This window comes from Paraburkholderia sp. RL18-101-BIB-B (assembly GCF_046026985.1).
Taxonomy (GTDB): Bacteria; Pseudomonadota; Gammaproteobacteria; order Burkholderiales; family Burkholderiaceae; genus Paraburkholderia.
The window spans coordinates 1-14318 of record NZ_JARESV010000094.1; the positions used below are offsets into that span (position 1 = coordinate 1).

General features: G+C 57.0%; 13 protein-coding genes. 8 read left to right on the forward strand and 5 right to left on the reverse strand.

Going from position 1 to position 14318, the window contains the following annotated elements; genetic code table 11:
• Window positions 1-260: 260 nt before the first annotated feature.
• Both P0D73_RS44940 and P0D73_RS44945 read left to right on the forward strand, forming a co-directional pair.
• The gene (locus P0D73_RS44940) at window positions 261-449 is read left to right on the forward strand and encodes a hypothetical protein (RefSeq protein WP_408320832.1); all 189 of its coding nucleotides are present in this window, start codon (window positions 261-263) and stop codon (window positions 447-449) included.
• A gap of 293 nt (window positions 450-742) precedes the next feature.
• Window positions 743-1279 carry a DUF4142 domain-containing protein gene (locus P0D73_RS44945; protein WP_408183387.1) on the forward strand — a complete coding sequence of 179 codons (537 nt, stop codon included), beginning with the start codon at window positions 743-745 and terminating at the stop codon, window positions 1277-1279.
• A 637-nt stretch (window positions 1280-1916) separates the two neighbouring features.
• Here the strand turns inward: P0D73_RS44945 and P0D73_RS44950 are convergent.
• Entirely contained in the window at window positions 1917-3314 is a 1398-nt protein-coding gene (locus P0D73_RS44950; RefSeq protein ID WP_408320816.1) for an MFS transporter, read from the reverse strand.
• 695 nt (window positions 3315-4009) lie between these two features.
• On the opposite strand from P0D73_RS44950, the gene P0D73_RS44955 reads away from it, so the two are divergent.
• Entirely contained in the window at window positions 4010-5425 is a 1416-nt protein-coding gene (locus P0D73_RS44955) for a beta-glucosidase (protein WP_408436142.1), read from the forward strand.
• Window positions 5426-5483: 58 nt separating this feature from the next.
• Window positions 5484-6536 carry a LacI family DNA-binding transcriptional regulator gene (locus tag P0D73_RS44960; protein WP_408183383.1) on the forward strand — a complete coding sequence of 351 codons (1053 nt, stop codon included), beginning with the start codon at window positions 5484-5486 and terminating at the stop codon, window positions 6534-6536.
• 346 nt (window positions 6537-6882) lie between these two features.
• Here the strand turns inward: P0D73_RS44960 and P0D73_RS44965 are convergent, their stop codons facing one another.
• Window positions 6883-7605, reverse strand: a complete 723-nt coding sequence (locus P0D73_RS44965) for an IS6 family transposase (protein ID WP_408320830.1) — start codon at window positions 7603-7605, stop codon at window positions 6883-6885.
• 450 nt (window positions 7606-8055) lie between these two features.
• Between P0D73_RS44965 and P0D73_RS44970 the strand changes: the two genes are divergently transcribed.
• Window positions 8056-8442 carry a potassium channel family protein gene (locus tag P0D73_RS44970; protein WP_408183380.1) on the forward strand — a complete coding sequence of 129 codons (387 nt, stop codon included), beginning with the start codon at window positions 8056-8058 and terminating at the stop codon, window positions 8440-8442.
• Window positions 8443-8802: 360 nt separating this feature from the next.
• Here P0D73_RS44970 and P0D73_RS44975 read toward each other — a convergent pair whose 3' ends face one another.
• Entirely contained in the window at window positions 8803-9120 is a 318-nt protein-coding gene (locus P0D73_RS44975; protein WP_408183379.1) for a hypothetical protein, read from the reverse strand.
• 790 nt (window positions 9121-9910) lie between these two features.
• Between P0D73_RS44975 and P0D73_RS44980 the strand changes: the two genes are divergently transcribed.
• The gene (locus P0D73_RS44980; RefSeq protein WP_408320820.1) at window positions 9911-10414 is read left to right on the forward strand and encodes a hypothetical protein; all 504 of its coding nucleotides are present in this window, start codon (window positions 9911-9913) and stop codon (window positions 10412-10414) included.
• On the opposite strand, the gene P0D73_RS44985 is transcribed toward P0D73_RS44980, so the two are convergent.
• Window positions 10366-10803 carry a cupin domain-containing protein gene (locus tag P0D73_RS44985; protein ID WP_408320822.1) on the reverse strand — a complete coding sequence of 146 codons (438 nt, stop codon included), beginning with the start codon at window positions 10801-10803 and terminating at the stop codon, window positions 10366-10368. The two genes, P0D73_RS44980 and P0D73_RS44985, sit on opposite strands and share 49 nt — an antisense overlap.
• Before the next feature lie 440 nt (window positions 10804-11243).
• Here P0D73_RS44985 and P0D73_RS44990 point away from each other — a divergent pair, with 440 nt between their 5' ends.
• Both P0D73_RS44990 and P0D73_RS44995 read left to right on the forward strand, forming a co-directional pair.
• A complete protein-coding gene (locus P0D73_RS44990) occupies window positions 11244-11696 on the forward strand; it encodes a GlcG/HbpS family heme-binding protein (protein ID WP_408320824.1) in 453 nt (150 codons plus the stop codon).
• An 82-nt stretch (window positions 11697-11778) separates the two neighbouring features.
• Window positions 11779-13236 carry a mechanosensitive ion channel domain-containing protein gene (locus P0D73_RS44995; RefSeq protein ID WP_408320826.1) on the forward strand — a complete coding sequence of 486 codons (1458 nt, stop codon included), beginning with the start codon at window positions 11779-11781 and terminating at the stop codon, window positions 13234-13236.
• Between the two features lie 129 nt (window positions 13237-13365).
• On the opposite strand, the gene P0D73_RS45000 is transcribed toward P0D73_RS44995, so the two are convergent.
• Window positions 13366-14318 (reverse strand): VOC family protein (locus P0D73_RS45000; RefSeq protein WP_408436145.1); only part of this gene is annotated, 953 nt, incomplete at its 5' end.

Genomic DNA, 14318 nt, shown 5'->3' on the forward strand with positions numbered 1-14318 from the left:
CGCGCGATGGGCTGCGGGAAGGTGGGCGGCAATCGAGTGCTCCCGCAGACAAGATTTCTCGCCCACTCAGCCTATAACCTTCGAAGAACCGCCGCCATTGGACCTTGGTTCAATGGACTGGTCCGCGAGAAACAAGGAGCTGCCCAGGAAGGACCATGAAAAGGCATTGAGGCGGCTGCGCGTGGAACTGTTTAAAGCTGCCGCGACAGTTCGTGCGTTAGGGCCTGTCGCGTGTGTGTGGTGCAGGACACTACTCCTCGATGCGGGCCTCCATCACAGAGGTCATCGCGGAGCCGCGCCGTTCTGCTCCCGTGACCAGCCTTGGCGATCTGATCGGTATTGAGCCGATCGCAGAGGCGCTGATCAAGACGCTCGCAGGTAAGGCACGAACCGGTCGTCCTGACGAAATGAAAGCGCTGGAACTATTGCGGCAGATCGTGTCGCTCTGACCTGAATCGGCAGTTCAGCAGAACTCCGTGGCGGCGGGGCTGCCCGCAGAACGGCACGCCCTTTCCGCAGACGCCACGGACCCGGTCGTTGAGAAGAGAAACCTGCCTCTTCTCATCGCAGCCCTGATTGCTTGCGCCGGCTGGAGCCGAGCTCTGGAAGCTGCGGGCAACTCGCGTGGCGTTCTTTGTTCGTCTGGTGCACTCGTCGGCTCGCCGGTATAGCATGTCAACTGTGCTGCCGACGTGCAGCTTGAACGGTGCGTCAACGACCGGAACACAAGTTCAGGTGAGCAATGAATGTGAAATGTACCGCTGGAGCGCTGCTGCTCCTCGCATCATCCATTTGCGCATTTGGTCAGGATGACGGGCTGACCAATGCACAGATCGTCGGTATCATCCTTGTGGCGAATCAGGCGGAAATCGCGGCAGGGCAAATAGCCTTGCGCAGAACTCGGTTGAGAGGCGTGCAAAGCTTCGCGAGCCGGATGGTTGACGAGCATGGACAGGTCATTCAGGAAACCGCCGAATTGCTGCAGAGACTCGGAGCGACTCCACAACGAAGCAAGATCAGCGATGCGCTGACGCGGCAGAGCTACGATGACCTCGCAAGGCTTAACGAAGTCGGAATTTACGATTTCGACCAGACTTACCTTGATCGCGAGGTCATTGTCCTGCATCAGCTGGTCAAAACGGTAGACACCTTCATTCGGACCACGACCAGCATGGAACTGAAGACACTGCTCGTCCAGTCTCGCCCGTCGTTCATTTTTCATCTGGACCAGGCTCAACGATTGCAGCTGACACTGGAACGGCCGGGGTTTCGTCGATGATCTGTACGGCCTTGTCAAGTTGACGAGCGTCGGCTGTTTGCCTAGTCAAAAAGTAGTCATCCTTATCAGATAGCTTCCTCGACTGCGACATTGACGCTCCAATTGTTGGTGTTCACAAATGTTGAAGTTCGCAAATTCTGCTAATGATGTCCGTTGAAGCGCAAATCGTGCCCATTCATTCTGCTAGCGCGGCTTTTCTACCACAACGCGAACTCACTGCCCGACACGACTGACCAAGCGCAGGACGACGCCGTGCTGACCAACATCCACACAAGGGGATGTTGAAGGCCCGATGTGGCACACAAAGTGCCGTACGGTATGAAGTTTTTGATCTGCGCACTGAGATGTGCACCTTCCGAAGATCAAAAAAATGACCTCCGGTATTTGCACTTGCTGCCACTTCAAGCGAATGCACCTATCGCGCTCCTCTACAACCGCATTAGCCGAATTAGCGGACACGACGAACGCGTTAGCAAAATCAACGGACGTCCGAGCGTGTTGCGTTGCTGAAATGCAACGCCTAGAAAGACGTGCGAAACCGCTGCTATGCCTTATTTTGCGGCGTCAAAATACAGTCTTACATTAGCGTAGTCTATGGACACGATTAGCAGTTTTTAAGGACTTCAACATTCGACGACTAACGCACACCTCTGATCTGCTGAGTAACACATGCAGCAACGACTGCGAACACGGCCGCCGCGCCGAAGAGAGCAGCATAGTTGCCGGTCGTGCCTGTCGCGCCGATTTTCAATAGGACCGGGGCAAGCACGGGAGCGATCGTCTGCGGAATCGTGCTCGATAGATTGAAGAAACCCATGCCCCTCGCTGCCTGTTCACTGCTGTCAGGCAAAACCTCCGATACCAGAGCGTAGTCGACGCCCAGATACATCCCTTGGGCCAAGCCAGCAACGCCGACCCCAACCACGAACTGACTAACTGATCCGGCGTACGCGACAATAACCATTGCGACTGCGAAAAGCAAAGAGGCAGCGACGACGAACGGTTTGCGGCGGCCAACTTTATCGGAGAGCCATCCGGACGGGATGCTGGAGGCCGCAATGCAGAGGGCTAGCGTGAACATCGCTACGGTGAGCACTGGGGCGACGGTTTTCGTCGTGTAGTGCAGAGTGTCAATAAGGAAATATGTTTTGTACGTCGTCAGGCTGTACAGTGACGTCCAGACCAGAAATCGACCCAACCACGCCAATGCGAAATCGCGGTGTCTGACTGGATTGATCCACAGCGACGATGCGATGGACTTCAGCGACAACGGCACCACCTCGTCCTTGCTCCTGGGCTTCTCGCGCAGGGTCAGCAAAAACGGCAAAACCATCAGCGCACCAACCACGGCCGGCCAAACAAAAGGCCCGTATCCCTCTGTGCCAGCAAGCTGTATGAGGAAGACGCCTCCGACTACGCCTACCTGCGTGGTCATTCCCATCCATCCAGACACCTTGCCGCGCATTTCGGTCGGAACGCGCTCTGGCAAGACTGCGATTGTAGCGGCGATCGCAGCGTTGAAGCAGAGCTGCGCGGCGACCCACCCGACTGTCACCATGTTGACGGTGGTGGCGAAAAACCCGATAAAAAAGATCGACAACGTGCCACCGATCATGCCGCCAATGATAAAAGGACGCCGTTGCCCGAACCGCGAGGTCGAACTATCGCTTAGCGCGCCAAAAATGGGATTGGCAAAAAGGGCGGCAAGGGCGCCAAGACTCGCAACAAACGCCAGCGAAGTGCCCTTATGTGCGGGATCGATCTGCCCTACCCGAAGGGCAAGCGTAACCGATGCAGGCGTGATGAGCGCCACCCAGATCCCGATGATCGCTGCGATATACCGAGCGACGAACCAGCCGGTGATCTGCTGACCCGTGAGCCGAATATTGCGCTCGGGGGCGCTTTCCTGTCCTTGCCGAACGCCCGAGGTTTTGACGCCTGGAAACCTGCCCCCTTCTTCCACGTCAGAGTACGCTCTCACGTTGAATCTCCTAAGCAATAGATTTTCCGCCACAGCAACTTGCGACGGACTCATCGTTTTATCCGCTCCGACGGCGCCACTCTCCCGAGATAAGCGACAGCTCGTTACGACGTCGCTTTCACGGGATTAGGTGCCTGCGCGATTCACGCTTGGTTCAAGGCACGCCGGAACATAGAACGCCCGAATGCGACGGCGTTTCCACGAGACATCCGTCGAAGAAGCGCGCTTTCTGCGCCCTGTTCCGGGAATCTGTGTTTTATGACAGCGCTGTCATGTTCTTTGAGTTCTTAGTAGGTGTCAAACGGGTAAATACCCTAGTTTCAGATGACGGGAACGCCACAGGCTCTGCGCGTCCGGCGAGTTTTTTGCTCCTGCCTCGGGCCAAATCAGCGATCCCCCCGGCGGCCGGCAGGCAGGTGTGACGGCCGCCAACGCGAAAGCGATTACCACCGCGAACTTCGAGTCCGAGCGAACCGCTCCGAGCGAAAGACGTCGAGTAGTCGAGGTGACTAGGGGAATCTACCACCTCAGAATTGGCGATTTCTCGGCTAATATGACAGCGCTGTCATAAAAAATGTTGCAGTCAGCAAGACAACCCTCGATAAGGACGGAAAGTCGCCATAGCGATGTTTGCTCATTCCGACTTCAGCGCTCTCGCCGTTACTCGCGAGCCGCCCTCCCGGGCAAATCTTACTGACGCGAACATAGCGGCGTCATTGACTCCTTTTTTCAACGTAGTGGGAGATATCGTGAGCTTTCCAAAGGATTTCGTCTGGGGCGCGGCTACCGCGGCTTTTCAAATTGAAGGCGCAAATACCGAAGACGGTCGTGGTGAGAGTATCTGGGATCGCTTCTGCTTGACGCCGGGAAACATTGCGGATGATACGGACGGCAGCCAGGCGTGCGACCACTACCACCGCTGGCCAGAGGATCTGGATCTTGCCAAATGGCTGAACCTCAACGCCTGGCGCTTTTCCGTCGCCTGGCCCCGCATCCAGCCCACGGCTGACGGCAAAGTCAACCAGAAAGGCCTGGATTTCTATAGCCGCCTGGTCGATGGAATGCTCGAACGGGGTCTCGCACCGTTCCTGACTCTTTATCATTGGGACCTTCCTCAATATCTGCAGGACAAAGGCGGTTGGGGATCACGGGAAACTGTCGACCGCTACGTTGAGTACGCCAGTATCGTGGGCCGTGCGCTCGGCGACCGCGTCGCGTCAATCGCGACGTTCAATGAACCATTTGTAACGGCTTACCTCGGGCACTGGATGGGCGTCCATGCGCCCGGCATCCAGGATCCAGCCACGTCGGTCCAGGCGACGCACCATCAGTTGCTCTCTCATGGGCGGGCGGTTCGGGCGCTTCGTGAAGAAGGCGTGAAAGCGCCGTTGGGAATTGTCTTGAATCTCGCACCAGCGCATCCGGCAAGCCAGCGCCCGGAAGACATCCGCGCGACCGACCGGCACGACATTGCTCAGAACCGCCTCTATCTGGACGGGCTGTTTCTGGGAGAATATCCTGAACGGTGTTCGGAGCTGTTGGGCGTCGAGCCAAAGGTCGTTGAAGGCGACATGGAGATCATTTCGACGCCGATCGACTTTCTCGGGGTCAACTACTATCGGCGCGCTATCGGTAGCGCGCAAAGCGTACCATCGCCGCATTTTCTGCGAAAGGAAAACCGGCAAGATCTCGCGCAGGTCCAGCAACAGGGCGAATCTTCGAACATTGCCGATGCCACGCGAGACACGGAATTCAAGCGCACGGTGCAGTTGCCCCCAGGTGCCCAAATTACGGCCATGGGATGGGAGGTATACCATGAGGGGCTACGCGAATGCCTGGAAGATATCAAACGTCGCTATTCGAACGCACCGCCGATCTATATCACGGAAAGTGGCGCGGCATTCGATGACGAGATTTTCGACGGGCGAGTAGCTGATTCGCGCAGGACGGCATACATTCAGGGGCAAATCGCGGCTCTCGGACGCGCGATGGACAATGGCGTCGACGTTCGCGGATACTTCGTCTGGTCTCTGCTCGATAATTTCGAGTGGGCTCTTGGCTACTCCAAACGTTTTGGCATTACTTATGTCGACTATACGACGCAGCAACGCACTCCGAAAGAAAGCGCCCTCTGGTATCGACACTTTGTCGGAACACAGCGTTGAACAAAACTCGCCTGGCTCGGCGAAGCATGTAGCGAAACGCGACGCAGGAATGAAGTCCGTGACAATCACGGACGTCGCAAAACGGGCGGGCGTCTCTATGAAAACAGTCTCGCGCGTGCTCAATAATGAGCCGTACGTGAATGAGGCCACGCGCGAGCTCGTTCTTGGCGCAGCTGCGGAGCTCGGCTATGCCCCGAACCCGTCGGCACAGAATCTCGCGCGCGGCGTTAGTCATACAATCGGGCTGGCCTATGCGACGGCTGTTGCGGGATCCAGCGCCGTAATTCCTCATTATTCCCAAGGTATTCAGGTAGGCGCACTCGAGGCGTGCGAACAGCGCGACTTCGGAGTCTTGCTCCTACCCTGCGCACGGGACAACCCTGATCCAGCGGAAGAAATTGTCCGGAAGGCGAGAGGTCGAAGGGTCAGCGGTCTTATTGTCGCGGCACCCGTTTGCAATCTTCCTGGGGTCATTCCTGCATTGCAAGCTAGCCAAATCCCCTATGTTTGCGTCAGTCCCAATGCACTCGAAGATGGAGCGGGCAGCGTAAGTGTCAATGACCGAGAGGCGGCACGTTTGATGACGGAGCACATCCTCAGGCTTGGACACCGGCGGATCGCGTTCATACGTGGGCCGCATCTTTCCAGGGACAGCGATGAGCGCCTCGCGGGCTATGAGGAAGCGATGAAACAAGCGGGGGTGAAGGTCGATCCCCGGTGGATCGTCACTGGCAACCACATGTTCGAATCAGGCGTTACAAATGGGGAAAAGCTGTTAGCGCTTGAGCCTCGCCCGACCGCTGTTTTTGCAAGTAACGATGATATGGCTGCTGGAGTGATGCATGCGGCGTACCGCATGGGACTGTCGCTACCAGGGGACGTGTCAATCGCCGGGTTTGATGACTCTGATATAGCTCGCACCGTTTGGCCACCACTAACCACCATTCACCAACCGTTGCTGGAGATGGCCGCGAAGGCAGTGGATGCCCTCGTAACCAAGGTGAGAGGCCGAGGCAATGACGACTGCGTATCGATGTTGAAGCCTTTCGTCTTCGACTGCGCTTTGGTGGTCCGTGGCTCAGTCGCGCCGTTGAAGCAACCCGAGGAGTGAAGTTTATAATTTGTTGCCCGGACCTCCGCCCGAACCTCTTCGAGGTCGTGGCCGGAATCCGCAAGGTTGTGACCGCCCACAATTCGGCGTCTATGAGTTCTTTGGGCATTGCTTCGTGTCAGGCAAAGAAGACACAAAGTTAACACGGCATTGTCAGGTCGTTGGGTCAGCCACGTCACATGGGCGTGACAACAGCCACTCTGCATCGAATATGAAGCCCAATGCCGGGGTCAGTCGTCGCTCATCGAGGCTGAGGATCGGAAAGCGCGGCGCAATGAGCGCGGACGCCGGTTGTGTCGCGATAAGGCGGTCGGAACGAGCAAGTCCCAATATAATTAGGGATGCATTACATGATCAGCGAGTAGAACGGCGCGGCAACCGTTCGGTCGACGCCGTCGTCTTTCATCTGCCCCTTGCGGATCATGTGCATGAGTTCGATGCCGGCCAGGATGATGCGAGCACACCGGAAATCCTTGAGCCCCATCATTGGTTTGATGATGCGTTTGATGGCGCGGTGATTCTGCTCCACTATGTAATTCAGGTACGTGTTCTGACGGACCATGATCGGTGTCGACCGCTCGGCGTTAAGTGCTTCGAGCGCGGCCAGATTGGCGCCGCTCTTATCCACGGCAATCGTTTCGGGCTCACCGTTCTGGTCAATCGCCTTCTCGAAGTAGCGGCACGCAGCAGCCTTGTCACGGTGGGCGCGCAACAGGAAATCAACCGTGTTGCCCTGCTTGTCGACGGCGCGGTACAGGTACTTCCATTGGCCTTTGACCTTGACGTAGGTTTCGTCCATCCTCCAGCTCTTGCCAATCGCTCGCTTGTGCCGTCGAAACGCCTTTTCGAACAACGGCACGAGCTTGATGACCCAGCGGTGCACGCTCGAATGATCCACCTCAATGCCCCGTTCGGCCATCATCTCTTCGAGGTTGCGCAGGCTCAGCGAGTACGCCACATACCAGCGCACACACAGCTGAATCAAGTCCAATGGATAGTGCAGTCGCTTCAGTACCTTGCCAATGCCAGCGGGCGGTGCCTTGCGTGGCGTCCTCGTCTTTGCCATCATGCTCATCATGCGTTACGGTCCGACCGAATCTACTTCACCGCGTTAACTCGACAGAGCCACAGACACTTCCCTTTCGAAGCCATATCGTTTCTCCAGGACGAGTTGCTGAACCGGTTGCCGTGAATTGCCCGGCAGGACGGTCATCCGGACTGCGGTCACATCGAGGTCCGCAGTGCAATCGCCAAGCCGTATTGACAAACTGAACGGTTCCAAGTCCCGAACTCCCGGTGATAGTTGGCTTGGCGAAGAACGGCTATTACATGTATATGCAATGAATCCAGCGAGGCTGTTGGCGCTCGACGCTTGTTCAGCCACGACGGCAGACACCCGCACTTGCCTCGGATTACGTAAACATGCAATATCTCCGCCGGACACAACGTTTTATGTTGGTTCTGTGGACGCGGCTCTCTCTCAAAGAGAGCCCGAATCAACCTGACAGGCTTAAGAGACATGGATAGTGGCAACGAGGACAACCTTCACGCCAAGATCTCGCCGCGTACTGCGGCTGCTGAGGTTGCCAAGGTCCTCTGGCACCTGCGCCGCATTCTGGCCATTCTGGTCGTGCTTTTCTTCTTTCTGTCGATCGCGATGTATTACGGTGGAGGGGCCGTCAACACGGTCACACGTACGCAGTCATCTCTGGGCGAGACGTTCTATTTTTGCGCGGTCACTGCGCTGACCATCGGCTACGGCGACGTCGTGCCGACCACTACGCTTGGTCGGATCATCGCGGTTTTGCTTGCTTTCATCGGCGTGTTGATGACGGGGGTAATTACTGGCTCGACTGTTTACGGTATTCAGGTGGCTGCCCAGCGGGCTGGCCTACGGCCAGGCTAGATATGAGGACTCGACGGGCTTCGCCTAAGCATTGCCCAAGACTAAGGGTGTTCCTCGGCCTGGGGTGTCATTCACGTCATCAAGTTCAAGGCCGTCGGGGGACGGCAAGCCCAAAGTCGCGGTTCAGCTTGCCCGGCGCCTAGCCCCGGTCCGCGAGGACAGGATGTGTACGGCGAGCTCGTGCTGGTCCCAATACATCTTGTCCAGTCGATACTTCATGCCCGTCAGCATCAATTCGATCGCGCCGGCTGTCAAATGACTTAAAGTCGTCCGGACCCGAAGACCAGTCTATAAAGCACAGCGAGCACTGCTGGACAACTTTGCGTCAATTTTGATGAGAGTGAACCAAACCGTGGGAGGTCAATTCACGCGCGCTCGGCGCGCACTCGGCGAGTTTGCAGCTGCAGAAGTGTTGGTCAACACGGCAAGTGTCTTAACCGAGAATTCTTCGTTGAGAACAGCAACTCTGACTTGTGCCAGGCAGTGCGCTCCCTCGTCCGTCAATCGCATTTGTTGCTTCTTCGCCATGCGATGGCTGACCACCAGATTCACCGCGGACTCGGCAATGCTGCTGATCGGCAGCCCCTTGTGATAGCGCATGCCATAGTTCACGAGCGTACCGGCGTTGTTCTCGTAAAACGAAGTAAAGTCGTCAACACCCGGTTTTGCGTATCGCACACGACAGTTTTGGGGCGTCGATCATTGGAAGCTTCTCAAGCACCGCCCCTGCCACCTGAGCCCGCGAGCTACAGGTCGCAATCGTCAATGCTGTAGGTGGTCAGAATTGCTGCTAGCGAATGTTCATAGGGCGCTAGTATGTTCGTTAATGATGCTAGCGTGCCTTGCACACGCCTGACAATTCATTTCGAACAACGCGCTGAGCCTCGAACCAGCAATACCCCTTACTTAGAGCGGGCGCTTGGCACAGTTGGGTCATCGCGGAACGCCACCATGCGTGTCGTTCAGAATATCCCTTCTTACAAGCAATAAAGTTTGGTCCAGAACTCGTCCACCAAGAACAGAACCTGTTTCTGGCAACGTGACACCCCGCTCAATAAAGATTGCAGATTATGGCAAGCATCTTTCGAATCACATCCGCCGCGAGATTGATATCCGAGACCGCCAAGGACCACGCTCGCAGAGTTACTGAACACGCTTCATCTCGGTTGTTGCACCATCGCAACAGGCATCGAATCGCGCCGATCGTGTCTTCCCTTTACGCAGCGGGGCATTCGACGTCTTAGCCGCTAGCATTCCAGTGAACACGGCTAGCGGCAATTATGAACACCTACAGACGGAGACAATGACACGGTCGAGGAAGGTGACGGAGTTCTGGCTGTGATTGAGCGCCCTGATTGCTGTCTTGCCGAACTGGGCCTGACTCTCGCGGAAGGACGGCCGTTGCTGGCACAGATGCAAGCCGAGCTCATTTCGAAACAGGTGCAGTCGTGCTCTCAGGCCAGACCCATTGTCGGAACTGCGGTTCGGCCTGAGAGCACGAGGACAGCCGCTCGACGGTCTGCGCACCGTCTACGGCAAAGTGACGGTGAAGAGTCCGCGGCTGTGGCCGTGTGCCTGCCAGCGGACTGCGCGGACGGCACAGCACGTAGTGCATCTCCTGTCCAAAGACCTAAGCTGGCGCGTCACTCCGGAGCTTGAATACCTCCAGGCGAAGTGGGCAGCTCATTTGCCATACCGGCAGGCCGCCGCGAACATGCTCAAGGAAGTGCTGCCGCTGGACAAGGGCATTTCGTCCAGCGGCATCCGGAACCGGATTCTTGACATTGGAAAACAGCTCGACACTGACATCGAGCGTGACATCGCGAAACTACCCCAAGCCGTTACAGACGTGCGGATTCGCGAATCCAGCCATGTCGCGGCCGTGAGCGTCGACTCGGACAGCAACAGTAATTCCGGCGAAGCTCAGTCTCCGCTCGGCGCCTGGTTGCGTGGATCGTCGGCAGAATCGTGATAATCGAGGCCGAGCGGCCCAATCGCCATGACCTGCGTGACGTACTCGCCGGATTTGGCCCAGTGGAAGTGCCAGATCTCACCAGGTAGAACGATGACACTGCCCGGTGGATACGCCTCGACCTTGCTCCCATCGAATTGCTCGCCGAGCCCGATATAAAAGATGCCCGACATCACCGTGTAGATGCGGTCTTCCGGGTGCTTGTGGGGCATCAGCTTGACACCCCCGGGCACTTTCACGCGGATCACATAGGGGCCGGGCTCCGAGGGTTCGCCGATAAGGACGGCGAGACGGGCCGAAGGTGGAAAGGCCGGAAACTGCTTCCACTCAATGTCCTCGGACAGAATAGTTTTGAAGGCAGACTCACCCGGTTGATGTGTACGAACCATTGCAATGCTCCATTGACAATCCAGATAAGCAATGAGGCTTTTACTCGAGAATCCGCCTGAACTGCCGAAGCAACATTCCGGTTCCGGCGCCACATCCCTAAAGGCCTCTCGAAAAACCGGCTTCTACGGCATCTAGAATGGCCTGATCACCAAGCACTGTAGATTCCCGATCCGGTTACGCAAATATCGCTCGGTAAAAGGAGTTATTCCTGATACGCCACAATTCACTCCAAACCACCAGTTGCCGGAAGTCGCGGGACGCCTCGGCGCCGAGAACTTCCAGACTCTCGTCATTTGCTCGCTCATTACGAACGTGGTAGCTTAGTTTTACGCCAAAGCCTGCGGGTTCGTCGGCTTCGGAGTGGGGATAATCGCGCAGGCATCAGTGCGTGCATGGCGGAAGTTGTGAGCGACAAAGCAGCGGTCTTCTCGAAAGGCAATTGGCGCGATCCACCTACTATGTCGAGGACGATATGCCAAGACCATACGACACCGTTACGCTCGAAGACGCCAAGCGGATGTTGTCCGCCGCGGAGGCAAAGGCTGCGAGCCTGGAAATCGCTTACAACATCGCGGTGGTCGATGCTGGTGGACATCTGGTGGCTTTCTTGCGCCAGGACGGCGCGCTCATCGGCAGCATCTCACTCGCCATCAATAAGGCGGTGACAGCAAGAATTTTTGAAAAAGCCACAGCTGACCTGGCCAAGCTCGCTCAGGCGGGCATGCCGCTCTTCGGCATCCAGGAGAGTGGTGTAGGTAAGGTTGTCATCTTCGGCGGCGGCATCCCGATCGTCATCAACGGTAGCATTGTCGGTGCGGTCGGAACCAGCGCAGGAACCGTCGAGCAGGACATAGCAGTTGCGGAGGCTGCGTTGGCTGCGCTCGAGGGCTGAACAACGCCGTCCGGTGCAACGCGTGCGATGGGACACGGCGCCCTGCCGCGGGGCCGATTACGATGAAACGAACACGGAAACCATGAGCCATCCATTACTCGCGGGGTACACGCTCGTAATAGTCGACATGCTACTTTGGCGATTCGGGCGTCCGGAGAATGAAAACACCCGGCTATCCATTCGACTGCTTCTTTTCGCTCTGCTGACTCTACTGCTATTCAGCACAGGACTTAACCCCGTTTCGCCAGCACCCGATGTGCATTCATCTGCTCAGCATGTTGCGGAACAGGTTCTTGAAATAATCTGGTGGCTCAACGGGGCGCGCCTGTTGTCACTTGCGCTCGACGCATTGCTGCTGCCGAAGCGGTGGCGTAAGCAGCGTCTTTTTCAGGATGTGTTCGGGGCGGTGGTTTTTCTTGCCGCAATTGTCGCGGCCCTCGCCTTCGTATTGGACTTGCCAATACGAGGCGTGGTCGCAACTTCAGGGGCGTTGGCGATCGTTCTTGGCCTTGCAATCCAGAGCACGCTGAGTGATGTTTTCGCTGGTATCGTCATTAACACGACCGAGCCGTATCAGGTGGGCGACTGGATTGCTATCGACGGTGATGAAGGCAAGGTGCTTGAGATGAACTGGCGTGCAACGCATCTTTTGACGTCACAAGGCAACGTGGTCATCGTGCCAAACGCCCTGGCTGCAAAAACAAAGATCATGAACCATAGCCGGCCGCCCTCGCTGCATGCCATCAGTGTCTTACTGGAGATATCGCCTGAAGAGCGCCCCAGGACTGTTCTCGCAGCACTCGAAAATGCGCTGGCGGCAACATGTTTCATTTTGCAGACACCCGCCCCCCACGCTCAGGTTAAAAAGACAAATGTCAATTCGATTCAGTATGAGGTTACAGCCTATGTCGACGATATGGAAAGGAAACGCCCAGCCTCCAACGATCTGTACGACCTTTGTTATCGACATCTGGCCGCAGCGGGGATTGACCTGCATCCGCTCGGCGTGACGGGGCCCTCCCGCAATCCGATTGATTCCAGGGAACGGCTCCTTCGCAATGTCGACCTGTTCACAGCGCTGGAAGACGACGAGATCAGGCAACTGGCAGCCAGGCTCACACGACGGGAGCTTGACCGCGGACAAGTACTCGTGACTGCAGATACCGCGCCAAATACTTTGAGCATTGTTGATTCCGGCGTGCTGTCTGTGACAGCTGACGAGACCTCCGGCCAGTTTGAAGTGACACGTCTCGGCCCTGGTGATGCCGTTGGTGAGGCGGGCTTGCTTGCTGGCCTGTCGACAAAGGTCCGGATTACCGCGCTCACAAAATGTGCCGCGTATCAACTCCAGAAAGATGACCTTACGCCAATCCTCCAAACCAATCCTGAAGTCGCGAAACGAATGTGCCGAATGTTGTCGCGCCAGGATGCGACGTTGGGCAAGCTGTCTTCCGAGGTCCAGCAGTCCCCTGCTTCCGAACAGTCTGTGTTTCAATGGCTACTTGACGAGGTGCGAAAACTCCACTCGCTGACATTCTAGATTTCGGTCTCCGATCCGTAGCAAAACTAATTTATTCGCTTCGGAACACGGTTTGGCCGATGTCTTGATGCTCAGCCCAAGCGCCGGCAGCGCGCAACCCCAGTCACCATCCCCCTATCGCCGCAATGCCTAATCAGGTGTCGTACTGAAAATCGCTTTCACCACCTCAGTGGTGAATCTAGGGTCGCCCACCTTGATATCTGCGGACAAGCGCGCTGTAATCTCCTGCAAGAGCCAACCGTTGCCATCCGGATCGCTGAACGAAGCGTACGAGGCATAACTTTGCCGTTGCGGATTCAGGCCGCTAACCACGCATTTCGCGTCGGCATGGTGGAACACGCCGCCCGTGTCGTGGAATGGCTCGCTGATCTCGATGCCGCGACGGAGCAGTTCATTGCGCGCGGCCACGATGTCGGAGACGACGAGATGAAGCGCCTGGGCTGAGCCCGGGGCGGCCGCGGTAACGTTCGTGCCGAACATGACTGAGCATGCGGAGCCGGGCGGCGTGTACTGGATCACGCGGTAGTCGTCCCCTGCCTTGAAGTCGAGATCGAGCCGCCAACCCAACTCGCCATAGAAGCGCTTGGCGCGATCGACGTCCGAGACAGGGATCACGACGATCTCGAGCTTCATGTCGAACGCGCCGGCGTCCAGGGTCTCCACTGCGCGTTCGCTCCGCATTGGAATGTTGCTCATGTCTGGCTCCTGAGAGGCGTTGAGTACCGGTTCCCCGTTCACGGCTTCGGGTATGTGGAAACACAATATGTGAAAACGCAACGTGAAAACACGGCACGTGACGACACAATCTTTTGCATTGATGCCAGCGTGAAAACAGCAGCGTCGCGGGCATTGCGCCACGGCGTCGCCCGGTCGAACAGCGAAGCGCTGCGCATACCATTGCATGGTCCAGGCAATACCTTCGTGTGATGGCGCGGCGCGGGAGCCGGACCAGAATACAAGCGTTCCTCGCATGCGTCGGCAATGGGTGGCCGCTATGACAGCGTCCTCTTCATCGCACCCGGCGGCCCCATCTTCCAGGCCCGCGCGGGCCAATTTCCCCGCAAGGCGAGGACCACGTACAC

Coding starts and splice junctions, on each gene's coding strand:
- P0D73_RS44995 (WP_408320826.1), top strand. CDS start 11,779: ATGAGCCATCCATTACTCGCGGGGTACACGCTCGTAATAGTCGACATG.
- P0D73_RS44950 (WP_408320816.1), bottom strand. CDS start 3,314: ATGAGTCCGTCGCAAGTTGCTGTGGCGGAAAATCTATTGCTTAGGAGA.
- P0D73_RS44940 (WP_408320832.1), top strand. CDS start 261: ATGCGGGCCTCCATCACAGAGGTCATCGCGGAGCCGCGCCGTTCTGCT.
- P0D73_RS44945 (WP_408183387.1), top strand. CDS start 743: ATGAATGTGAAATGTACCGCTGGAGCGCTGCTGCTCCTCGCATCATCC.
- P0D73_RS44985 (WP_408320822.1), bottom strand. CDS start 10,803: ATGGTTCGTACACATCAACCGGGTGAGTCTGCCTTCAAAACTATTCTG.
- P0D73_RS44970 (WP_408183380.1), top strand. CDS start 8,056: ATGGATAGTGGCAACGAGGACAACCTTCACGCCAAGATCTCGCCGCGT.
- P0D73_RS44965 (WP_408320830.1), bottom strand. CDS start 7,605: ATGATGGCAAAGACGAGGACGCCACGCAAGGCACCGCCCGCTGGCATT.